The following is a 21243-nucleotide window of genomic DNA, read 5'->3' as shown; positions in this document are numbered from 1 at the left end:
GAGCCCGCGGCCCGTCAAACCTCATACATCATCCGTCAATCGAGACACTTGGGGGTAGGACATGCGACGGTGGGGAACCTCGCTCGCGGCGATCGTGCTGGCAGGCGCCGGACTGGCGGTGACGGCCGGAACAGCGCAAGCGGCGCAGGCCACCGGTACCGGAACGGCCACGGCGTGCGCGACCGGCTGGGGCAGCGGCGAGAAGACGGCCCCCTCGGGGAACCACAAGCCGCTGGAGAACATCAGGACCGGTCGGCACGAGTGCTTCGACCGCATGGTCTTCGACGTGAAGGGAGCCACCGCGTCCGACAAGGTGCGGTACGACGTGCGGTACGTCGACGCGCTGCACCAGGACGGCTCCGGGGACCCGATCCCGGTGAACGGCGGGGCGATCCTCGACATCCGGGTGGGCGCGCCCAGCTACGACTACGAGTCGGGCCGGCGGACGTATCCGGGCACGGCCCGGCAGCAGCTGCCGGGCGTGGACGTCACCGGCTACCGGACCTTCCGGGACACCCGCTACGCCGCCAGCTTCGAGGGCGACACCCAGGTCGGCCTCGGGGTGCGCGCCCGGCTGCCGTTCCGGGTCTTCCAGTCGGACGGCAAGGTGATCGTGGACGTCGCCCACTCCTGGACCGCCGCCCGCTGAGCGGGGGCGCTACGCGCCCATGACCGATGGCGGCGCAGGCGCCCCCTCAAAAGGGGAGCCCGGGGCGGCGGTGTAGAACGGGCTGGCCTGAAGCACTCACCCGGACTCCCCGAAAGCATCCGCCATGACTCCCCAGCAACTTCTTGATCGCGCCCGCCGCCTGGCCGACTCCGGCGGCCGGCGGCTGCTCGGAATCGCCGGACCGCCCGGTGCCGGCAAGACGACCCTCGCCGAGTACCTGGTCGGCGCGCTCGGCCCCGCCCGCGCGGTCCTGGTCCCCATGGACGGCTTCCACCTCGCCGACGTCGAGCTGCGCCGCCTCGGCCTGCTGGACCGCAAGGGCGCCCCGGAGACCTTCGACCCGTACGGCTACACCGCGCTGCTACGGCGCCTCAAGGAGCCGCGCCCCGGCGAGCCGGTCTACGCGCCGGGCTTCGAACGCGAGCTGGAGCAGCCCATCGCGGGCTCCATCCCGGTGGATCCCGAGGTCCCGCTCGTCATCACCGAGGGCAATTACCTGTTGCTCGACGACGCGCCCTGGCACCCCGTCCGGGCGCTGCTCGACGAGACCTGGTGGGTCGAGCTGGACACCGAGGAGCGGGTACGGCGCCTGATCGACCGCCACGAGCGGTTCGGCAAGGAGCCCGCCGAGGCCGAACGCTGGGTCCTCACCACGGACGAGGCCAACGCCCGTCTCGTCGCCCCGGGCCGCGACGCCGCCGACCTCGTCATCGGCTTCACCGCCGCGGGAGAGGCCGAGGCATGACCGGCACCCTGAACCACAGACCTTCGACGTCCGCTGGCTCATCACCGCCCTCCTCGGCCTGTACGGCGCCGTGCTGACGGTCCTGGGCGTGACCGACGGCCCGGCCGAACTCGCCAAGGCCGACGGCATCCGCATCAGCCTCTGGATCGGCCTCGGCCTACTGACGGTCGCCACCGCGTTCACCGCCTGGGCGAAACTGTCCCCGCAGCACCGCGACGAGGGTTGACCTGTCCGTATGCGTGCGGCTCGGGCGCGTACACCCAGAATCGCGTCGGCGGGCACACCGAGATCAAGCGCATAATCGTGGAAATGCACGGCTTCGCCGCGAGGATAGAGGGCAGCAGTCGTCGGGCTGCTGCCACCGCTGAACACCAGCAGGGGGAATAGACCGGCGTGGTACTTGCCTGGCCGCGAACGCCGCTGGCGTCACGCCACTGCGCCTCGGTGGTCACATGCTGTTCACCGCAGTGAGCTGAAGGATGTAGTGCCGGATGTGAGGCGGCATCTTCTCGGGCAGCTGAGTCAGAGGGACCAGCCGTAACGCTTGCCCCTCACCGAGGACGAGCTCGCCCTCCTCGCCGTCCCAGGAGACCAGGAACACATGCGGCGGAATCTTGAGGGGGTCGTACGGGGTCACCGTGGCCTCTTCGATCGTATCCGGCGTGATGCCGGTCTCCTCCTTGATCTCGCGGAGGATGGTGTCCATAGGCCTCTCGCCCGGCTCCCGTCCCCCTCCGGGCAGTGACCAGTACCCCGGCCAGCCGATCCCGGGCTTGTCGTCCCGCAGTTGCAGGATGATTTCCCTGCGGCTGGTGAGGATCACAGCCAAGCACCCGGGGATCTTCTTCGGCGGAGCCTCAGCCACAACCACCCTCCCGATGACGCCTTCGCAGCGGTGGCCCCCACCGTAGCGGCAGAGGCCACCGGCTTCTCGGGATTGCCCCCTCTTTCAGGGGCAGCCCAGGGTTGTGATCAGGGCGATCACTGATGGGCGACCGCAGCTGTACGCAGCAGAGTTGACGTTGTCAACAACACCCGTCCGAGCCGTCCTGGAGAGACTTCGATGCGTATCCGCCTCGCCGTCAGCACCCTTGCCCTGGCCACCGCGCTCACGGTCGGCGCGGCTCTGCCCACGGCCGCCGCCACGTCTGCTTCCAGCGCTCCGGCGTCCGTGAAGCCGACTGTCCAGGGCATCCTCGACCACCTGCCCGACGACATCGTTGCGGGCGCGCTGCTCAGACGGGACGGCGTGGGAGCAACCGCCGGCCCGGTCACCGCCGACGCGCATTTTCGGATCGGCAGTGCCACCAAAATGTTCACCAACACGGTGATTCTCCAGCTCGTCGCCGAGCACCGGATCGGCCTGGACGCGCCGGCGCGGCGATACGTTCCCGAGGTGCTGCCCAAGGCGTACGACGGCGTTACCGTGCGCCAGCTCCTCGACCACACGAGTGGCCTGCCCAAGCCCGCCCCCACTCCCGGCCCCGCCGACGGGCTCGGATGGCAGCTCAAGTCCGTGACGCCCGAAGACGGTCTGCGCGACTCGTTCGCCGCGGCCACCGGCACGCCGCCCGCGCCCGGCTCCGAGCAGCAGTACAACGGCCTCAACTCCCTCGTGCTGGGCCTGATCGTGGAGAAGGTCACCGGCCGCTCCTTCGCCGACGAACTGGAGCGCAGGATCATCCTGCCGCTGCGCCTGCGCCACACCAGCCTGCCCGCCGCCGACGACCCGACGATCCCCTCACCCCACGCGGAGGTGTACCTCGACGGGCAGGACGTGACCGAGCAGAGCCCGTACCCGTGGGCCGAGGGAGGCATGATCTCCACTGCCGCCGACCTGGACCGCTTCATCACCGCGCTGTTCCGGGGCCGCCTGCTTCCGCCCTCCCAGCAAAAGCTGGTGTTCCGGGTACCGAACGTGCCGAGCGCCGCCGACAACACGAACTGCGTCGGCCGGACGGCCTGCTACAGCATCGGCGGACTCCTGCGCCACCAGCTCCCGAACGGCGAGTACGCCTGGGGCAAGACCGGTTCCCGCCCCGGCTGGGACAACGGCGTCTTCGCCACCCGCGACCTCCGACACCGCCTGGTGTACTCCCTGAATCCGACCGGGACGGGCAACGACCTCCCGTACATCAAGGCACTCGTCAACGCCGCGCTCGCCGACTGACAGCCGCAGTCGGGCCGGATGCGCAGGGTGCGCATCCGGCCCGTACAGCGTGGAAACGTGGCGGGAAGACCTACTCGCCGCGGTTCAGGCGGTGGGCGGCCTCCGTGGCCCAGTAGGTGAGGATCATCCCCGCGCCCGCGCGGCGGATGGAGGTCAGGGTCTCCATGATGGCGCGGTCCCGGTCGATCCAGCCGTTGGCGGCGGCCGCCTCGACCATCGCGTACTCGCCGGAGATCTGGTACGCGGCCACCGGCACGTCCACCGCGTCGGCGATCCGGTGCAGGATGTCCAGGTACGGGAGGGCCGGTTTCACCATGACCATGTCGGCGCCCTCGGACAGGTCCAACTCCAGCTCGCGCAGGGCTTCGCGGGCGTTGGGCGGGTCCTGCTGGTACGTCTTGCGGTCGCCCTTGAGCGACGAGCCGACCGCCTCGCGGAACGGGCCGTAGAAGGCGGAGGCGTACTTGGCGGTGTAGGCGAGGATCGACACGTCCTGGTACCCGGCGCCGTCCAGGGCCTCGCGGATGACGCCGACCTGGCCGTCCATCATGCCGCTCGGGCCGACCGTGTGGGCGCCCGCGTCGGCCTGGGCGCGGGCCATCTCGGCGTAGCGCTCCAGGGTGGCGTCGTTGTCGATCCGGCCCTCGGCGTCCAGGACGCCGCAGTGGCCGTGGTCGGTGTGCTCGTCCAGGCACAGGTCGGACATGATCACGAGGTTGTCGCCGACCTCGGCGCGCACATCGCGGATGGCGACCTGAAGGATCCCGTCCGGGTCGGTGCCGGGGGTGCCGACGGCGTCCTTCTTGGACTCCTCCGGCACCCCGAACAGCATGATCCCGCCGATACCCGCCGCGACCGCCTCGGCCGCGGCCTTCCGCAGGGTGTCCCGGGTGTGCTGGAGGACGCCCGGCATCGACTGGAGCGGCACCGGCTCGCTGACGCCCTCCCGCACGAACGCGGGAAGGATCAGCTCGGCCGGGTGCAGCCGGGTCTCCGCGACCATGCGCCGCATCGCGGGTGTCGTACGCAGCCGACGGGGACGGGCCCCGGGGAAGCTGCCGTACCGCGTGCTCAAGAGCGTGCCCTCCTTCGCGATCCGGGCCGTCGCTCGCTCGGGCGCGTGACCGGGTCCCCGGCCTCGACCGCGGCCTGGCGCCGCGCCGCGCCGAAGTCCGCGAGCGCCTCGGCGAGCTTGAGCACCGAGGGCTCGGGCGACAGCACGTCCACCCGCAGGCCGTGCTCCTCCGCGGTCTTCGCGGTGGCCGGGCCGATACAGGCGATGACAGTGACGTTGTGCGGCTTGCCGGCGATACCGACGAGGTTCCGCACGGTGGACGACGAGGTGAACAGCACCGCGTCGAACCCGCCGCCCTTGATCGCCTCACGGGTCTCGGCCGGCGGCGGCGAGGCGCGCACGGTGCGGTACGCGGTGACGTCGTCGACCTCCCAGCCCAGCTCGATCAGCCCGGCGACCAGGGTCTCGGTGGCGATGTCGGCGCGCGGCAGGAACACCCGGTCGATCGGGTCGAAGACCGGGTCGTACGGCGGCCAGTCCTCCAGCAGCCCGGCCGCGGACTGCTCACCGCTGGGCACCAGATCCGGCTTCACACCGAACTCGATCAGCGACTTGGCGGTCTGCTCGCCCACCGCGGCGACCTTGATCCCGGCGAACGCGCGGGCGTCGAGCCCGTACTCCTCGAACTTCTCGCGCACCGCCTTGACCGCGTTGACCGAGGTGAAGGCGATCCACTCGTAGCGCCCGGTGACCAGGCCCTTGACCGCGCGCTCCATCTGCTGCGGGGTACGCGGCGGCTCGACGGCGATCGTCGGCACCTCGCTGGGCACCGCGCCGTACGAACGCAGCTGGTCCGAGAGCGAGGCGGCCTGCTCCTTGGTGCGCGGCACCAGGACCTTCCAGCCGAACAGCGGCTTGGACTCGAACCAGGACAGCTGATCGCGCCGCTCGGCCGCGCCGCTCTCGCCGACGACCGCTATGACGGGCTGCGCGCCCTGCGGCGACGGCAGCACCTTCGCGGACTTCAGCACCTGCGCGATGCTGCCGAGCGTCGCCGTCCAGGTGCGCTGGCGGGTGGTCGTGCCCGCCACGGTGACGGTCAGCGGGGTGTCCGGCTTGCGGCCCGCGGACACCAGCTCGCCCGCGGCGGCCGCGACCGTCTCCAGGGTGGCGGAGACGACGGCCGTCGCGTCGGACGAGCCGACCTCGCTCCAGCACCGCTCGTCGGCGGTGCGGGCGTCCACGAAGCGCACATCGGCGCCCTGGGAGTCCCGCAGCGGCACACCCGCGTAGGCGGGCACGCCCACCGCGGAAGCGACACCGGGGACCACCTCGAAGACGATGCCCTCGGCGGCGCACGCGAGCATCTCGTCGGCGGCGTTCCCGTCGAGGCCGGGGTCGCCCGCGACGGCGCGGACGACCCGCTTGCCGCCGCGCGCGGCCGCCATGACAAGATTGGTGCTGTCCCGGAGTACCGGGACCTCGGCGATGCCTGACGACACGTCAGGGCCCGCCTGCCCAGGCGTGCCCTGAGCTTCCGCGGCCACGCCCGGCCTGACGTGCGTACGCACCACGTCGAGGACGTGCGGGTCGGCGATCAGCACGTCCGCGGCGGCCAGTGCCTCCACGGCACGCAGCGTCAGTAGGCCCGGATCTCCTGGGCCGGCACCGAGAAAGGTGACGTGCCCGCAGCCGGGGTGGTTAGGGGCGTTGGGGTTCAAAGTGCTCGCTCCCCCATAAGACCGGCCGCACCCTTGGCAAGCATCTCGGCGGCGAGTTCGCGACCGAGGTCCGCGGCCTTGTCGGGCGACGCGGGTACGGGACCGGTGGTGGACAGCTGCACCAGCGTCGAGCCGTCGGTCGTGCCGACGACGCCGCGCAGGCGCATTTCGGTGACAACCTGACCGTCGCCCAACAGGTCGGCCAGCGCCCCCACAGGTGCGCTGCAGCCGGCCTCCAGGGCGGCGAGCAGGGAACGCTCGGCGGTCACGGCGGCCCGCGTGTGCGGGTCGTCGAGTCCGGCGAGCAGGGCAGTCAGCTCCGCGTCCTCCGCGGCACATTCGACTGCCAGGGCCCCCTGGCCGGGGGCGGGCAAAACATGGTCGGCGTCGAGGATCTCGGTCGCCTCGCCGATCTGCCCGAGGCGGATCAGCCCCGCGGCGGCGAGCACCACGGCGTCCAGTTCACCGGAGCGGACGTAGCCGATCCGGGTGCCGACGTTGCCGCGGATCGGCACGGTCTCGACATCGAGCCCGAACGACCGCGCCCACGCGTTGAGCTGAGCGGCACGGCGCGGCGATCCGGTGCCTATCCGGGCGCCGGGCGGCAGCTGCTCGAAGGTGAGGCCGTCGCGCGCGATGAGCGCGTCGCGCGGGTCCTCGCGCCGCGGTATCGCGGCCAGGGTCAGGCCCTCCGGCTCGGCGGTCGGCAGGTCCTTCAGCGAGTGGACGGCGAAGTCGATCTCGCCGCTCAGCAGCGCCTCGCGCAGCGCCGAGACGAAGACGCCGGTGCCGCCGATCTGCGCGAGCTGCTCGCGCGAGATGTCCCCGTACGTCGTGATCTCGACCAGCTCGACGGGGCGGCCGGTCAGCTCGCGCACCGCGTCGGCTATGAGGCCGGACTGCGCCTTGGCGAGTGCGCTGCGGCGGGTCCCCAGCCGCAGTGGGGTGGTGGGGGCGGTGGTCATGCCCGGCCTCCCTTCGGGTCGTTCGGTTCGGCGGCGACCGCCGGGCCCGAGCCGGTGTCGGCCCGGCTGACGGCGGCAACCGCCTGAGGGTCGAGGTCGAAGAGCTCGCGCAGCGCGTCCGCGTAGCCCGCGCCGCCCGGAGTGCTCGCCAGCTCCTTGACCCGCACGGTGGGCGCGTGCAGCAGCTTGTCGACGACCCGGCGCACGGTCTGGGTGATCTCCGAGCGCTGCTTGTCGTCCAGATCGGGCAGGCGTCCGTCGAGCCGGGCGATCTCACTCGCGACGACATCTGCCGCCATGGTACGCAGCGCGACCACGGTCGGCGTGATGTGCGCGGCGCGCTGGGCCGCCCCGAAGGCGGACACCTCGGCGGAGACGATTCCGCGGACCGCGTCGACATCGGCGGCGAGCGCCACCGCGGAGGAACCCGAGTCGTCGGAAGGGGTGGCGGCCGCCTCGGCGAGGGACTCGATGTCGACCAGCCGCAGTCCCTCGATCCGGTGCGCCGCCGCGTCTATGTCGCGCGGCATCGCCAGGTCCAGCAGCGAGACGGTGCCGGCATGCCCGCCCGACGGGCAGCCCGCCCGCTGGGTGAGGGCGGTCCGCAGATCGTCCTCGGTCAGCACCAGGCCGGTCGCGCCCGTACAGGAGACGACGATGTCGGCGTGCGGCAGCTCGTTCGCCACCCGGTCGCGCGCCACGGCGCGGGCGATCAGGCCGGGCCGCTGCTCCGGGTCGGCCTCGCGCGCGGCGTCGGCCGCCCGGTCGGCGACGGCGGCGGCGGCGGCCAGCCCGGCGTGGTGGCCCGCGAGGGACTCGGCGAGCCGCAGGGCCCGCTCCAACGTCCTGTTGGCGATCACCAGTTCTGCCACACCGGCCCGCGCGAGGGTCGTCGCGGCCAGCGAGGACATCGAACCCGCGCCGATCACCAGCGCGCGCTTCCCGGCCGCCCACGCGGGCACCGAGGCTGACCCGGCCAGCTGCTCCAGGCCGAAGGTCACCAGCGACTGCCCGGCTTTGTCGATCCCGGTCTCGCTGTGCGCCCGCTTGCCGACCCGCAGCGCCTGCTGGAAGAGGTCGTTCAGCATCCGGCTCGCGGTGTGCAGCTCCTGCCCGAGCGCGAGCGCGTCCTTGATCTGGCCGAGGATCTGGCCCTCGCCGACGACCATCGAGTCCAGCCCGCAGGCCACCGAGAACAGGTGGTGGACGGCCCGGTCCTCGTAGTGGACGTAGAGATACGGGGTCAGCTCGTCCAGCCCGACGCCGGTGTGCTGGGCGATCAGGGTGGACAGTTCGGCCACTCCGGCGTGGAACTTGTCCACATCGGCGTACAGCTCGATCCGGTTGCAGGTGGCCAGCACCGCGGCCTCGGTGGCCGGGTCGGCGGCGAGCGTGTCCTGCAACAGCTTCGCCTGCTCGTCCCCCACCAGGGCGGCGCGCTCCAGCACGCTCACGGGCGCGCTGCGGTGACTCATTCCGACGACGAGGAGACTCATGCCGGCATCACGGCGGGCACATCCCCGTCAGGTCCTTGCCGGCTGCCGTCGCCGCCGGACCCACCGGCGGCCGGGCGATGCGGGGTGACGGAGGGCGCCTTGGGCGTCGTCGCGACACCCGGCTCGCCGGTGCCGGCCGTCTCCCGCTCGGGAGGTGTGGCCTCCTCGCCCGCCTTGCGCTGCTCGTGGAAGGCGAGGATCTGCAGCTCGATGGAGAGATCGACCTTACGGACGTCCACGCCCTCCGGCACGGACAGCACGGTGGGCGCGAAGTTGAGGATCGAGGTGATCCCGGCCGCGACGAGGCGGTCGCAGACCTGCTGGGCGGCGCCGGCCGGGGTGGCGATGACGCCGATCGATACCCCGTTGTCGTCGATGATCTTTTCCAGCTCGTCCGTGTGCTGCACCGCGATGCCCGCGACCGGCTTCCCGGCCATCGCCGGATCGGCGTCGATCAGCGCGGCGACCCGGAAACCGCGGGAGGCGAAGCCGCCGTAGTTGGCGAGCGCGGCGCCGAGATTACCGATACCGACGATCACGACCGGCCAGTCCTGGGTGAGGCCGAGCTCCCGCGAGATCTGGTAGACGAGGTACTCCACGTCGTAGCCGACACCCCGGGTGCCGTACGAGCCGAGGTACGAGAAGTCCTTGCGCAGCTTGGCCGAATTGACCCCGGCGGCGGTCGCGAGTTCCTCGGAGGACACCGTGGGCACCGAGCGCTCGGAGAGCGCGGTCAGGGCGCGCAGATACAGCGGTAGCCGGGCGACGGTGGCCTCGGGGATTCCTCGGCTTCGGGTCGCCGGTCGGTGAGTTCGGCCAGTTGCCACGGTGCTCCTGCGGGTAGAGCGGGGCTGCGGGCGGCCGTACGGCGTGAGGCCGCCCCATCGACGCCAGGCTATGTCTTTGTGAACGCGTGCACAAAGATGGTGTCCGCTTTGTCCGAGCAAAGTGACCGGTGTCACGCACCCATTCGACCTGGCCACGGAACCACCACCAGCGTCGCACCGTTCCCCAGGGACGCGCACGCACCAAGGAGACGCCGAGGGGAGCACGGGCCCTCACTCCTCACCGCTTTACCCCCGGACAGCAACAAATCGCCCACGATCGTAAACCGACCCGGGCTCCGCCACCGAACTCGCCGGAAGAGCCCCGGACGGGGCGCACAATGGGGGCCATGAGTCCGCTGTTGCGCCGTAGCCCCCGCAAGAAGCCCAGCGAGCGCACGGTGACGCTGATCGGCAAGCCCGACTGTCACCTCTGCGAGGACGCCGAGGCCGTGATCGAGAAGATCTGCGGCGAGCTGGGCACGCCCTGGGAGAAGAAGGACATCACCCAGGACGAGGAGCTGTACCGCAAGTACTGGGAGCAGATCCCGGTGATCCTCGTCGACGGCACCCAGCACGACTTCTGGCGGGTCGACCCCAAGCGGCTGCGCGCCGCCCTCGGCGGCTGACGCCCACTCCCGCCTGCCCCCCTTTCGCGTAACCTGAATCCGCTCGACACCCGGGCGTAACGGGAAGCACCGGGGGCGTGGCTATGCTCGCTCCATGGCCGCACTGGGATGGTTCACCCGACGTCGACAGCCCGCTACGGAGCGGAGCGTCCTCGCCGGAGAGGCATCGGCCGAGGCTGCGCGCAAGTCGTCGGCCGAGACGCCCCCGCCACAGACCGCCGCCGAGCCGGAGTTCCCCGTCGTCGGGGACGAGCAGGCCGCCGCCTTCTTCGACCTGGACAACACGGTCATGCAGGGCGCCGCGATCTTCCACTTCGGGCGCGGCCTCTACAAGCGGCACTTCTTCCGCAAACGCGAGCTGGCCCGCTTCGCCTGGCAGCAGACGTGGTTCCGGATGGCCGGGGTCGAGGACCCGGCCCACATGGAGGACGTGCGCAGCAGCGCGCTGTCGATCGTCAAGGGTCACCGGGTCGCCGAGCTGATGTCGATCGGCGAGGAGATCTACGACGAGTACATGGCCGACCGCATCTGGCCCGGCACCCGGGCCCTCGCCCAGGCCCACCTGGACGCCGGGCAGCGGGTGTGGCTGGTGACCGCGGCCCCCGTCGAAACCGCGACGATCATCGCCCGGCGGCTGGGCCTGACCGGGGCCCTGGGGACGGTGGCCGAGTCCGTCGGCGGCGTGTACACCGGCAAACTGGTCGGCGAACCGCTGCACGGCCCGGCGAAGGCGGAGGCCGTACGGGCGCTGGCGGCGGCCGAGGGGCTCGACCTGAGCCGCTGCGCGGCGTACAGCGACTCCTCCAACGACATCCCGATGCTGTCGATCGTCGGCCACCCCTACGCCGTGAACCCCGACGGGCAGCTGCGCAAGCACGCCCGCGAGCGCGGCTGGCGGCTGCGCGACTACCGCACCGGCCGCAAGGCGGCCCGCATCGGCATCCCGGCCGCGGCCGGCGTAGGCGCCGTGGCGGGCGGCACGGCCGCCGCCGTGGCCCTCCACCGCCGCAGGCGCTAGCGGCCGTTCGCCCCGGAAAGCCCCTCCGGCGGCGCCCCCGTCACCGTGACCCACCGTCGCCGTACGAGGGTGACCCGGTATGCCCGGCCTTGACCGTTCGTCGCGCTGCGTGACGGCGTGGGCAGCGATCAGAACGGTCATCGGACGACCGCGTCCGTCCCGTTTCAGTCAATCCGCGTTTCCCGCCCCATAGCGCCCCCGCCAGTCCCCTTACCGCCCGTATGTCACAACACGCCATTCCAGTGCACAAGCAGCGAAGGTTTCCGATCAACTCCCATACTGCATTCGACACTTGATCTGTCATCAACGCATAACGAAGCAGACGGAAACGATGATTTGAGCAACTGGGTGTAGCGCCGCCTATACGAAGCGTTATTCTCCTTAGACGCAAACCGGTACCCACGCGTCCCTACGGCGGGTGAACGGTCCCGTACTGCACGTGATGGAAGCTCTGCCTCTGGGAGTCCCGTGTACCCACACGTCGGGGTTGACGCCTCGGGCCTGGCTACGCTGCGCGCAACGGTCCTCGACTGTCTGCGCGGAATCGTCCCCACCGCGTATGCCGTCCCCGCCCTCGCCCTCGCCTCGCCCGTGCCCGTCGGTCCGGCCGGTCCTGCCCGTCCGGCCGGGTCGGCCGACGGCACGGTCAGCCGGTCCGGCACCGCCAGCCCCTGCTATGCCCTCACCGATGGCGGCGCGGCGGTCGGCAGACGTTCCCGCGGCTCCGCCTCCACCGCCCGCCGGCCCAGCGCCGACAGCGACAGCCGCCGGATGATGGACCTCGTGGAGCGCGCCCAGGCGGGCGAGGCCGAGGCCTTCGGCCGGCTCTACGACCAGTACGCCGACACGGTGTACCGCTATATCTACTACCGGGTCGGCGGCCGGGCCACGGCCGAGGACCTCACCAGCGAGACGTTCCTGCGCGCCCTGCGCCGCATCGGGACCTTCACCTGGCAGGGCCGCGACTTCGGCGCCTGGCTGGTCACGATCGCCCGCAATCTCGTCGCCGACCACTTCAAGTCCAGCCGCTTCCGGCTGGAGGTCACCACCGGCGAGATGCTCGACGCCAACGAGGTCGAGCGCAGCCCGGAGGACTCCGTCCTGGAGTCCCTCTCCAACGCGGCGCTGCTCCAGGCGGTGCGAAAACTCAACCCGCAGCAGCAGGAGTGCGTGACGCTCCGCTTCCTCCAGGGCCTCTCGGTCGCCGAGACCGCCCGCGTCATGGGGAAGAACGAGGGCGCCATCAAAACCCTGCAGTACCGAGCCGTACGCACCCTGGCCCGGCTGCTGCCGGACGACGCCCGCTGACCCCGTCGACCCCCCGGAAACGGCGGCGCGACGTGTGGTCCGATCATCAGGAGGGCGTAACCCCTGTGCTGCGCCGCTCGTTGTGGGAGATGCAGGCGCCTCGCGGTCGTACCCTGCCCGTAGTCCCCTCACTCGATCGGGTGGACGCGCGCATGGCACGGAACCTCCAGGTGTCCTGGGGAGTCGACCGTCACGAGAAGAGGAGGTGCCGCCCGTGATCGCGAACGTATCGGCGCACCGGCGGGCGAACGCCTTCGCCGAGGCGCTGGAGGCCCTGGAGGCTCTGGAGAGCCGGCACCAGGCGTCCCAGGACACGACCGGGGCGACCGCGACCGGAGGCAGGGCCGGGGCCGAACCGTCCGGCCCGGCGGCGGACAGCCCCGGCCAGCAGCGGCTGGTGGGCCTGGCGCGGCAGCTCGGCGAGCTGCCCGCGCCGACGCTGTCCGCCGACGTCAAAACCACCCAGCGGGCCCAGCTGATCGCCGCCATGGAGGCCGCCTTCGCCGACGGCGCGTCCCGCGTTCCCGAGCAGCGCCGCCGCACCAGCGGCGCCCACCGGGCGAAACCCCCGGTGGCCAGACTCCGGCCCCGCTCCCGCTGGTCCAAGGGGCTCGCGGCCGGGGGGCTCACCGTGGGAGTCGCGGCGGGCGCGTTCGGCGGAGTCGCCGCGGCCAGCTCCGACGCCCTCCCGGGCGACACCCTCTACGGGGTCAAGCGGGGCATGGAGGACCTGAAGCTGGAGATGGCCGACGGCGACGCCGATCGCGGCCGGATCTATCTGGACCAGGCGTCCACCCGGCTGAACGAGGCCCGCCGGCTGATGGAGCGGACCCGCTCCGGCGACCTCGACCACGACCAGCTCGGCGAGATCCGCCGGGCCCTGTCCGGCATGCGCCACGACGCCTCCGAGGGCCACCGGCTGCTGCGCGAGGTGTACAAGCGGGACGGCTCGCTCGGCGCGATGCGGGAGCTGTCCACCTTCGCCACGGCGCACCGCGACGGCTGGAGCCGGTTGCGCGAGCAGCTGCCGGTCCAGCTCATGGACGTCGGCGAGCAGGTCAGTTCGGTCTTCGACGCCATAGACGATGAGGTCGGTCCGCTGCGCTCGCTGCTGCCCACCTCGCGGGAGCAGCACGGGCAGTCCGGTCAGCCGAGCGGCGAGCTGCCGCCGCGTCCGGGCGTGGTGGAGCCGGAGCGCGGCCAGTCGGCGTCCTCGTCGGCCGCCCCGAGCCACAGCCGCCCCGGGGACGCCTCCGCCCGGCCGCGCCCGTCGGCGTCGGCCGATTCCGAGGGGCAGGGCCTGGTGGGCGGCGCCGGCGGCCTGCTGGACCCGCCGACCGGCGCCGGTGCGGCGACGACGCCGAGCCCGTCCGCGGGCAAGGGCGACGCGGGCGGCGGCAAGCCGCCCCAGCCGGACATCACCATCCCGCCGCTGCTGCCCGACCTGCTGCCGGGGCTCGATCTCGACGGCGACGACACGAGGTAGCCGACCAACGTGAAGGGCGGTCGGGTCCGGCGGTGACGCCGGACCCGACCGGCAGTACTAAAACCGAGCGGCTAAAAGAACACCGAGCGGCGCTGCACGAGCAGCTTGGCCCCCTTGCTCTGGCCACCCTCGCATTGCTCGGCCCTGGCGGGCCTCCCAAGCTTCGGCCGGCCGCGCCGGACTCCGTCCGTCGGGCTGGGGCCCGCACCACGACACGGCCTCGCCCTGAGAGCCCTCAGAAAAACACCGAACGGCGCTGCACGAGCAGCTTGTAGAGCGTGTGCTGGATCGTTTCCCTTACCTGATCCGTCAGGTTGAACATCAGCATCGGGTCGTCCGCGGCCTCCGGCGGATGCCCGTCCGTCGGGATGGGCTCCCCGAACTGGATCGTCCACTTCGTCGGCAGCGGCACCGCACCCAGCGGTCCGAGCAGCGGGAACGTCGGCGTGATCGGGAAGTACGGGATCCCCAGCAGCCGGGCGAGCGTCTTCGCGTTCCCGACCATCGGATAGATCTCCTCCGCGCCCACGATCGAGCACGGCACGATCGGCGCCCCGGCGCGCAGCGCCGTCGAGACGAAGCCGCCGCGCCCGAACCGCTGGAGCTTGTACCGGTCCGCGAACGGCTTTCCGATGCCCTTGAAGCCCTCCGGCATCACCCCGACGACCTCACCGCGCTCCAGCAGCAGCTGGGCGTCCTCGGAGCAGGCGAGGGTGTGACCGGCCTTGCGCGCCAGTTCGTTGACGACGGGCAGCACGAAGACCAGATCGGCGGCGAGCAGCCGCAGATGACGCTGGGCCGGGTGGTTGTCGTGCACCGCGACCTGGAGCATCAGCCCGTCCAGCGGCAGCACCCCGGAGTGGTTGGCGACCACGAGCGCGCCGCCGCTCTCCGGGATGTTCTCGATGCCCTTCACCTCGACCCGGAAGTACTTCTCGTACATCGGGCGGAGCATCGACATCAGCACCTGGTCGGTGAGGTCCTCGTCGTAGCCGAAGTCGTCGACCTCGTACTCGCCGGTGATCCGGCGGCGCAGGAAGCTCAGGCCGTGGGCGAGCTTGCGCTCCCAGTCGCCGCCGCCCGGCGCCCGCTTCGGCGGGTGCGGGGGCGAGGGCGGGGCGGCCGCCGCGGAGGTCTGGGGGTGCTCCAGCTCCTCGTCGCGCTGCTGCGGTACGGGCTTCAGCGGGCCCTGGGACCGGTTCGAACGGCCGGTGCGCAGTCCCTTCCGCCGGGACCGGGGTTCCTCACCGAACGGAATGACCTTGGCATCCGCCATGGTGGTCGCGCTCCTCAATTCTGGGTGCCGGCGGGCAGCAGTGCGCCGAGCCGGTCGATGGTACGGGCGAGGGTCTCGGGCGGGAGCAGCCCAGGACCGCGGCTGTGCGCGTAGTCCGCGAAGGCGCCGGCGGTGGTGTACTCGGGGTCGAATCCCAGGGTCTCGCGCATCTGGGTCGTGGCCACCACCCGGCCGTGGGTGAGCAGCCGCACCTGCTCGGGCGAGAAGTCGGTGATGCCGAGGGACCGCAGCGCGGTGCGGGCCCATCGGAGGGTCGGCAGCAGCAGCGGCAGGGTGGGGCGGCCCAGGCGCCGGGCGGCCTGGGAGAGCAGCAGCACCCCGTCGCCCGCGATGTTGAACGTGCCGCTGTTGAGCGTGCCGCGGCGCGGCTCGGAGGCGGCGATCCGCAGCACCTCGATGGCGTCCTTCTCGTGGACGAACTGGAGCCGCGGGTCGTAGCCGATGACGGTGGGCAGCACCGGCAGCGCGAAGTACTCGGCGAGCGGGGAGTCCGCGCACGGCCCCAGGATGTTGGCGAAGCGCAGCACGCACACCGCGACGTCGGGGCGGCGCCGGGCGAAGCCGCGTACGTACCCCTCGACCTCGACGGTGTCCTTGGCGAAGCCACCGCTCGGCAGCGATTTGGGCGGGGTGGTCTCGCCGAAGACGGCGGGGTCACGGGGCGCGGAGCCGTACACGCTGGTGCTGGACTTCACCACCAGCCGCTGGACCGACGGCGCCTTCTGGCAGGCACCGAGCAGCTGCATGGTGCCGATGACGTTGGTTTCCTTGACCGAGGTGCGATTGCCGCGGGCGCCGAGCGGGGTGCCGTTGATGTCCATGTGGACGACGGTGTCGACGCCGAATTCGGCGAGCAGTTTCCCGATCGTGGGGTGACGGATATCGGCCCGGACGAAATCGGCTCCGCCCAGCTGGTGTTCGGGAGCGACCGCGTCCACTCCGATGACCCGGTCGACGTCCGGCTCGCGCTGTATGCGCCGTACGAAGCGGCCCCCCAGCCGGCGGGCGACTCCGGTGACGAGCACGACCTTTCCCAAGATCAGCGCCTTCCTTCCCACCCTCGTCCGAGCTGGGCTGTGCGGAACACCGTAACCGCTCGATGTTGCGCTGTGATGACCACTCGCCGCGAGGTGCGACGTTTTAAGCCGGGGCCCCGCCACACGCACCGCAGCCCTTCCACCATGGGTGGAAGGGCTGCGGGACGAACACAGCGCCGCTGGTCCTACTTCTTGTTACGACGCTGGACGCGCGTGCGCTTGAGCAGCTTGCGGTGCTTCTTCTTAGCCATCCGCTTGCGCCGCTTCTTGATAACAGAGCCCACGACTACCCTCGCTCACTTCGAATCACTCGGTGCGGGGCGTCCGAGCCCACACGACCTACATCGGGCCAGCCTACCCGCCACCGGGCGAACCACGTAATCCGAGGGTCGTCAGCCTAAGCGGCCTAAGCGGACTCCACCCCCACATAGGACTCGCGGAGGTACTCATGCACCGCTTGCTCCGGGACCCGGAAGGACCTGCCCACTCGGATCGCCGGCAGATGACCACTGTGCACCAATCGGTACACGGTCATCTTGGAGACTCGCATCACCGCGGCGACTTCCGCCACGGTCAGAAACTGAACCTCATTCAGAGGCCGTTCGCCAGCAGCCATGACACACCACCTGAACCTTCCGCACATGTCGGGCACCGGCTTCCCCTCCGGTGACTCCTGCTCGCATGCGCGCTCATCCCCAGGTTAGGGGCGGGTGATGCGAGTGGGGAAGAGGAGTAGCGATCGCACGCCTACTGTGACAGACACGCTCGATTGAGTACATAGCGAGTAAGCGGCCGGTAGTAACCAGACCGCACAGCGTCATCAAGTGGAACGGCCACGGACACCTGTCCCTCGGCCTCCCCGACGAACGGCGCGGGGTCGTCGGTGTCGCCCAGCCCGATGGCCGCAAACCCCAGTTGACCTGCTCCGCAGACCCATCCGTGGTCCCCGATCACCAGCCCCGGAAGTGGCCCGCCGGACTCCGCGGCACAGGCGAGGGCGACGCGAACCGGGAGGGGCGAGTGACTGTGGGCGCCCGGCTCATTCGCGGTCGGCCGAGCGCCGGGTTCCCGCACCATCGCGACGCCCCGTACGTAGGTGAGCTGGTACGTACGTACGCCAAAGCGAGTCGTTATGTCGACACATCTACCCTGCGCGGGGGTGAGGATCGGGCATCCGGCCGCCGAGAGGGCCGACGCCAACGCGGCGTAGAAACCCAGGAGACGGTGGGGGTGGCCGGTGCCCAGGAGCACCGGCGCCCGAGTCTCGGCGGCCACCCGGAGCCGATCCGCGAAGATCTGCAGGGCGACGATCGTACGCTCCGGATCGATCACGTCGTGACCGGAGACATCTGCCGGGTTGACCGAAACCCCGCATTTACTCCCCATGAGGCGAAGTAATTCGGCGAAGGACCAGTCGTATTCGGGCTCCAGGCCGAGCAGCACCCGGGGGTCGCGGGCGGCGAAGAGCCGGTAGCGGCGCAGGCTCTCCTCCCGGCTGGTGGCCACCGGCCCGGCGAGCCGCGCCGCCAGCAGATGCGCACGCAGCGCGGCGGTACTCAACACCCCACCGATGCTGCTGGATCTCCGTACGCGCCCGAAGGCGAACGCCCCGAGTTCCCACGGTCGGCCTAACACTGGCGTACGAAGAAGCGCGGGGCGGGTCGCTAGGGAAGCAGGCCGCGGTGGGGGAAGACGGCCCGCCGGGTCGCCAGAATCGCCTGGTCCAGGCGGTCCGCCGGGTCGTAGCCGGACTCGGCGAAGTCCTGCCAGGCCGGCTCGCGCCCGTCCGTCATCCGCCGCGGCGCCTCCAGCCGGGTCCGCCGGTAGACCTCGTGCCGCCACTCCTCCGGCACCTCCGCCTCCGGCTCCACCGGCCGCCCCGCCGCGATCGCCACCAGATGCGTCCACGACCGCGGCACCACGTCCACCACCGCGTAGCCGCCGCCCCCGAGGGCGATCCAGCGCCCGTCCGCGTGCTCGTGGGCCAGTCGGTGGCAGCTCTCCGCGACCGCGCGCTGCGCGTCCACGGTCACGCCCAGGTGCGCGAGGGGGTCCTCGATGTGGGTGTCCGCGCCGTGCTGGGTCACCAGCGCCTGCGGGCCGAACGCGGCCAGCAGCTCCGGCACGATCGCGTGGAAGGCCCGCAGCCAGCCGGCGTCCCCGGTCCCGGCCGGGAGCGCCACGTTCACCGCCGAGCCCTCGGCGTGCTCGCCGCCCGTCTCCTCGGGCCATCCGGTCTGCGGGAAGAGGGTGCGCGGGTGCTCGTGCAGCGAGATCGTCAGCACCCGCGGATCGTCCCAGAAGGCCGCCTGCACGCCGTCGCCGTGGTGCACGTCCACATCCACGTACGCGACCCGCTCGGCGCCCAGCTCCAGCAGCCGGGCCACCGCAAGCGCCGCGTCGTTGTAGACGCAGAACCCGGCGGCGCCGCCGGGCATGGCGTGGTGCAGCCCGCCGGTGAAGTTCACCGCGTGCAGCGCCTCACCACGCCAGACGCTCTCCGCCGCGCCCACCGACTGCCCGGCGATCAGCGCCGACGCCTCGTGCATCCCGGCGAACGCCGGGTCGTCCATGGTCCCGAGCCCGTACGAACCGTCCGCGCCCGCCGGATCGGCCGACGCCCGCCGGACCGCATCGATGTACTCCTGGCGGTGGACGAGCCGCAGCGTCGAGTCGCCGGCCGCCTTGGCGGCCACCACCTCGACCGCCCGGTCGAGCCCGTACGCCTCCACCAACCGCATGGTCAGCGCGAGCCGGACCGGGTCCATCGGGTGCCCGGGCCCGAAGTCGTATCCGGTTACTTCCTCATCCCACATCAACTGTGCGCGGCCGCTCATGCCCGTCACCGTATCGGGCTGGTGCAGCGCTGAACGACCTCGCATAGGCGAGCGTGACGAGGACCAGCGCCAACGGCACGAGCATCGCCCCGCGGTAGCTCCACGCGCCTCCCAGCGCGCCCACGAGCGGCGAACCGATCAGAAAGCCCACGTAATTGAAGATGTTCAGGCGCGCGATGGCCGCGTCCGATGCCCCGGGGAAGAGCCGACCGGCGGCGGCGAACGTCTGCGGCACCAGGACGCACAGCCCCAGCCCGAGCAGCGTGAACCCCAGCATCCCCACCCAGGCCCCGGGCGCCGCCGCGACCACCGCGAACCCGCCCGCCGCGAGCAGCGCCCCGGCCCGCACGACGGCGGCCGCGCCGAAGCGCCGCACCCCGAGGTCGCCGAAGGACCGGCCGAGGAGGGTGGTGACCATGTAGACGTTGTACGGCACGGTCGCCAGCTGATCGGAGCTGTGCAGCACGTCCTCCAGGTACTTGGCGGACCAGTTGGAGACCGTGGAGTCACCGATGTAGGCGAAGGCCATGACGAGGCAGAGCGGCAGCAGCAGCTTCATGCTCACGGCACTGTGCTCCGCGGTGCCCGCCGCGCTTGGTCGGCCCTCGTCGTCCGCGTACCAACGGGCCGCGACGAACGCGACGGGCACGAGGGCCGCCACGAGTGGCGCGTAGAGCACCGGCAGCGGCAGGTCCCAGTGCGCGCCCACCCAGGCGAGCGAGGCCCCGGCGATCCCGCCCAGGCTGTACGCGGCGTGGAAGCCGAGCATGATGCTCCGCCCGTACGCGCGTTGCAGGCTCACCCCGAGCATGTTCATCGACGCGTCGAGCGCCCCGACGGTGAGGCCGAAGACCGCGAGCGCCGCAGCGAGCTGCCACACCTTGGTACCCGACCCCGCCGCGAGCAGGGCGAGCGAGACGACGGGCTGGACCCGGCGCAGCACCCGCCCCGGCCGCACGCGCTTGACGAGGTGTTCGGTGGCGACGCTGCCCACGCCGGCCAGAACGGGCACGGCGGCGAGGAAGAGGGGCAGCAGCCCGTCGGATATCCCGTAGCGGTCCTGGAGGGCGGGTATCCGGGTCACGAGGAGAGCGAAGATCGCGCCCTGGACGAAGAAGCTGATGGCCAGCGAGGCACGGCCATGCCGCAACCGTGGGCCCGGGCGCGTATCCGTCATGTCCGCGGAGCCTAGGCCCCCGGCGCTACTTGTGGGTAGAGCTGAGCAGTATTCGCAGTTCGGCCATGTCCGAGAAGTGGGCCCGGGCACCCGGGAGCCGGTCGGCCGGGGTCATGGCCGTGAAGCCGTACGCGTCCATCCCGGCCGCCAGGGCGGCCCGCACCCCGAGCGGGCTGTCCTCGACGACGGCGCACTGCCCGGGAGTCGCGCCCATGCGGCTCGCCGCGTGGAGGAACAGGTCGGGGGCGGGCTTGCCGCGGCCCACGTCCTCGGAGCTGAAGATGCGGTCCTCGCCGAAGAAGTCGTAGAGCCCGGTCTTCCGCAGGGCGACCCGTATGCGCTCATGGCTTCCGGAGGAGGCGACGCAGTACGGGATCCCGTCCGCCCGCAGAGCGCCGAGTGTCGCGGCGACGCCGACCACGGGTTCCAGCTCACGGCGGAAGGCGGCGAAGACGCGGGAGTGGAAGGTGGCGTCGAAGTCGGCGGGCAGCCGCTGCCCGGTGCGCTCCAGGACCAGATCGTGGATGCGGTGCATGGCGGATCCCATGTAGTCCCGCAGGGAGTCCTCGTAGCTGGTGGGGTGTCCCAGCTCGGTGAGATAGCCCGACAGGAGCCGATTGGAGATCGGCTCGCTGTCGACGAGTACTCCGTCGTTGTCGAAGATGACCATGTCGTAGCGCATGTCGTGCAGCCTACAAACGCGAAAAGGCCCTGTGGGGAGCTATCAGCTCTCCACAGGGCCTTTTCCAAAGATTGTTCGGCGGCGTCCTACTCTCCCACAGGGTCCCCCCTGCAGTACCATCGGCGCTGAAAGGCTTAGCTTCCGGGTTCGGAATGTAACCGGGCGT

General features: G+C 71.4%; 22 protein-coding genes, 1 rRNA gene and 1 pseudogene. 8 read left to right on the top strand and 16 right to left on the bottom strand.

The annotated features are described in order from the left end of the window. The first annotated feature begins 61 nt into the window (after positions 1–61). From ACH4SI_RS24105 to ACH4SI_RS24095, 3 genes are all read left to right on the top strand, one after another. On the top strand, positions 62–649 hold the full coding sequence (locus ACH4SI_RS24105) for a hypothetical protein (protein WP_398298865.1): 588 nt from the start codon (positions 62–64) through the stop codon (positions 647–649). Positions 650–773: 124 nt separating this feature from the next. Further along, positions 774–1415 carry a nucleoside/nucleotide kinase family protein gene (locus tag ACH4SI_RS24100; protein ID WP_398298863.1) on the top strand — a complete coding sequence of 214 codons (642 nt, stop codon included), beginning with the start codon at positions 774–776 and terminating at the stop codon, positions 1413–1415. Between the two features lie 88 nt (positions 1416–1503). Further along, positions 1504–1641 (top strand): hypothetical protein, encoded by a 138-nt coding sequence (locus ACH4SI_RS24095; protein WP_398298861.1) that lies wholly within the window; start codon positions 1504–1506, stop codon positions 1639–1641. 35 nt (positions 1642–1676) lie between these two features. Here the strand turns inward: ACH4SI_RS24095 and ACH4SI_RS24090 are convergent. Both ACH4SI_RS24090 and ACH4SI_RS24085 read right to left on the bottom strand, forming a co-directional pair. Continuing rightward, positions 1677–1814 (bottom strand): annotated as a pseudogene (locus ACH4SI_RS24090) (YdcF family protein); the annotation flags it as partial. Between the two features lie 49 nt (positions 1815–1863). Further along, positions 1864–2280: an NUDIX domain-containing protein gene (locus tag ACH4SI_RS24085; protein ID WP_398298859.1), complete on the bottom strand. Its 417-nt coding sequence runs from the start codon at positions 2278–2280 to the stop codon at positions 1864–1866. Positions 2281–2478: 198 nt separating this feature from the next. On the opposite strand from ACH4SI_RS24085, the gene ACH4SI_RS24080 reads away from it, so the two are divergent. Next, positions 2479–3585 (top strand): serine hydrolase domain-containing protein, encoded by a 1107-nt coding sequence (locus ACH4SI_RS24080; RefSeq protein ID WP_398298857.1) that lies wholly within the window; start codon positions 2479–2481, stop codon positions 3583–3585. Positions 3586–3655: 70 nt separating this feature from the next. On the opposite strand, the gene hemB is transcribed toward ACH4SI_RS24080, so the two are convergent. From hemB to ACH4SI_RS24055, 5 genes are read right to left on the bottom strand one after another with little or no spacing between them, the layout of a single operon-like run. Further along, positions 3656–4660, bottom strand: a complete 1005-nt coding sequence (gene hemB, locus ACH4SI_RS24075) for a porphobilinogen synthase (protein WP_398298855.1) — start codon at positions 4658–4660, stop codon at positions 3656–3658. Then, positions 4657–6321, bottom strand: coding sequence for a uroporphyrinogen-III synthase (locus ACH4SI_RS24070; RefSeq protein WP_398298853.1), 1665 nt, complete (start codon positions 6319–6321; stop codon positions 4657–4659). The genes hemB and ACH4SI_RS24070 overlap by 4 nt, the downstream gene beginning before the upstream one ends. Then, complete coding sequence (gene hemC, locus ACH4SI_RS24065; protein WP_398298851.1) at positions 6318–7286, bottom strand: hydroxymethylbilane synthase; 969 nt, start codon at positions 7284–7286, stop codon at positions 6318–6320. Before hemC ends, ACH4SI_RS24070 begins: the two co-directional genes overlap by 4 nt. Beyond that, positions 7283–8782: a glutamyl-tRNA reductase gene (locus tag ACH4SI_RS24060; RefSeq protein WP_398298849.1), complete on the bottom strand. Its 1500-nt coding sequence runs from the start codon at positions 8780–8782 to the stop codon at positions 7283–7285. Before ACH4SI_RS24060 ends, hemC begins: the two co-directional genes overlap by 4 nt. Next, positions 8779–9609, bottom strand: a complete 831-nt coding sequence (locus ACH4SI_RS24055) for a redox-sensing transcriptional repressor Rex (protein WP_398298847.1) — start codon at positions 9607–9609, stop codon at positions 8779–8781. Before ACH4SI_RS24055 ends, ACH4SI_RS24060 begins: the two co-directional genes overlap by 4 nt. 347 nt (positions 9610–9956) lie before the next feature. Between ACH4SI_RS24055 and ACH4SI_RS24050 the strand changes: the two genes are divergently transcribed. The 4 genes from ACH4SI_RS24050 (at position 9957) to ACH4SI_RS24035 (ending at position 14047) form a co-directional block, all read left to right on the top strand. Further along, positions 9957–10235, top strand: a complete 279-nt coding sequence (locus tag ACH4SI_RS24050) for a glutaredoxin family protein (protein WP_398298845.1) — start codon at positions 9957–9959, stop codon at positions 10233–10235. 94 nt (positions 10236–10329) lie between these two features. Continuing rightward, complete coding sequence (locus ACH4SI_RS24045; RefSeq protein WP_398298843.1) at positions 10330–11253, top strand: HAD family hydrolase; 924 nt, start codon at positions 10330–10332, stop codon at positions 11251–11253. A 468-nt stretch (positions 11254–11721) separates the two neighbouring features. Then, positions 11722–12561, top strand: coding sequence for an ECF subfamily RNA polymerase sigma factor, BldN family (locus ACH4SI_RS24040; RefSeq protein ID WP_398298841.1), 840 nt, complete (start codon positions 11722–11724; stop codon positions 12559–12561). A gap of 214 nt (positions 12562–12775) precedes the next feature. Further along, a complete protein-coding gene (locus ACH4SI_RS24035) occupies positions 12776–14047 on the top strand; it encodes a DUF5667 domain-containing protein (RefSeq protein WP_398298839.1) in 1272 nt (423 codons plus the stop codon). A gap of 235 nt (positions 14048–14282) precedes the next feature. Here ACH4SI_RS24035 and ACH4SI_RS24030 read toward each other — a convergent pair whose 3' ends face one another. The 9 genes from ACH4SI_RS24030 to rrf all read right to left on the bottom strand — a co-directional run. Beyond that, a complete protein-coding gene (locus tag ACH4SI_RS24030) occupies positions 14283–15323 on the bottom strand; it encodes a lysophospholipid acyltransferase family protein (protein WP_398298837.1) in 1041 nt (346 codons plus the stop codon). 14 nt (positions 15324–15337) lie between these two features. Next, positions 15338–16381: an NAD-dependent epimerase/dehydratase family protein gene (locus ACH4SI_RS24025; RefSeq protein WP_398298835.1), complete on the bottom strand. Its 1044-nt coding sequence runs from the start codon at positions 16379–16381 to the stop codon at positions 15338–15340. Positions 16382–16566: 185 nt separating this feature from the next. Continuing rightward, positions 16567–16665: a 30S ribosomal protein bS22 gene (locus tag ACH4SI_RS24020; protein ID WP_003948845.1), complete on the bottom strand. Its 99-nt coding sequence runs from the start codon at positions 16663–16665 to the stop codon at positions 16567–16569. A 122-nt stretch (positions 16666–16787) separates the two neighbouring features. Then, entirely contained in the window at positions 16788–16997 is a 210-nt protein-coding gene (locus ACH4SI_RS24015; RefSeq protein WP_135341538.1) for a helix-turn-helix domain-containing protein, read from the bottom strand. Between the two features lie 131 nt (positions 16998–17128). Next, the gene (locus ACH4SI_RS24010) at positions 17129–17944 is read right to left on the bottom strand and encodes a phosphatase (protein WP_398298833.1); all 816 of its coding nucleotides are present in this window, start codon (positions 17942–17944) and stop codon (positions 17129–17131) included. Positions 17945–18045: 101 nt separating this feature from the next. Then, on the bottom strand, positions 18046–19218 hold the full coding sequence (locus ACH4SI_RS24005) for an acetoin utilization protein AcuC (protein WP_398298831.1): 1173 nt from the start codon (positions 19216–19218) through the stop codon (positions 18046–18048). Beyond that, entirely contained in the window at positions 19187–20395 is a 1209-nt protein-coding gene (locus ACH4SI_RS24000) for an MFS transporter (RefSeq protein WP_398298829.1), read from the bottom strand. The genes ACH4SI_RS24005 and ACH4SI_RS24000 overlap by 32 nt, the downstream gene beginning before the upstream one ends. A 25-nt stretch (positions 20396–20420) precedes the next feature. Continuing rightward, positions 20421–21077 (bottom strand): HAD family hydrolase, encoded by a 657-nt coding sequence (locus tag ACH4SI_RS23995; protein ID WP_398298827.1) that lies wholly within the window; start codon positions 21075–21077, stop codon positions 20421–20423. Between the two features lie 73 nt (positions 21078–21150). Continuing rightward, positions 21151–21243, bottom strand: a 5S ribosomal RNA gene (rrf, locus tag ACH4SI_RS23990); the annotation flags it as partial.

Origin of the sequence: Streptomyces sp. NPDC021212, assembly GCF_044332925.1 — a bacterium.
GTDB lineage: Bacteria > Actinomycetota > Actinomycetes > Streptomycetales > Streptomycetaceae > Streptomyces.
The sequence above is the reverse complement of the archived record's forward strand: the minus strand, read 5'-3'. Positions and strand labels throughout refer to the sequence as shown.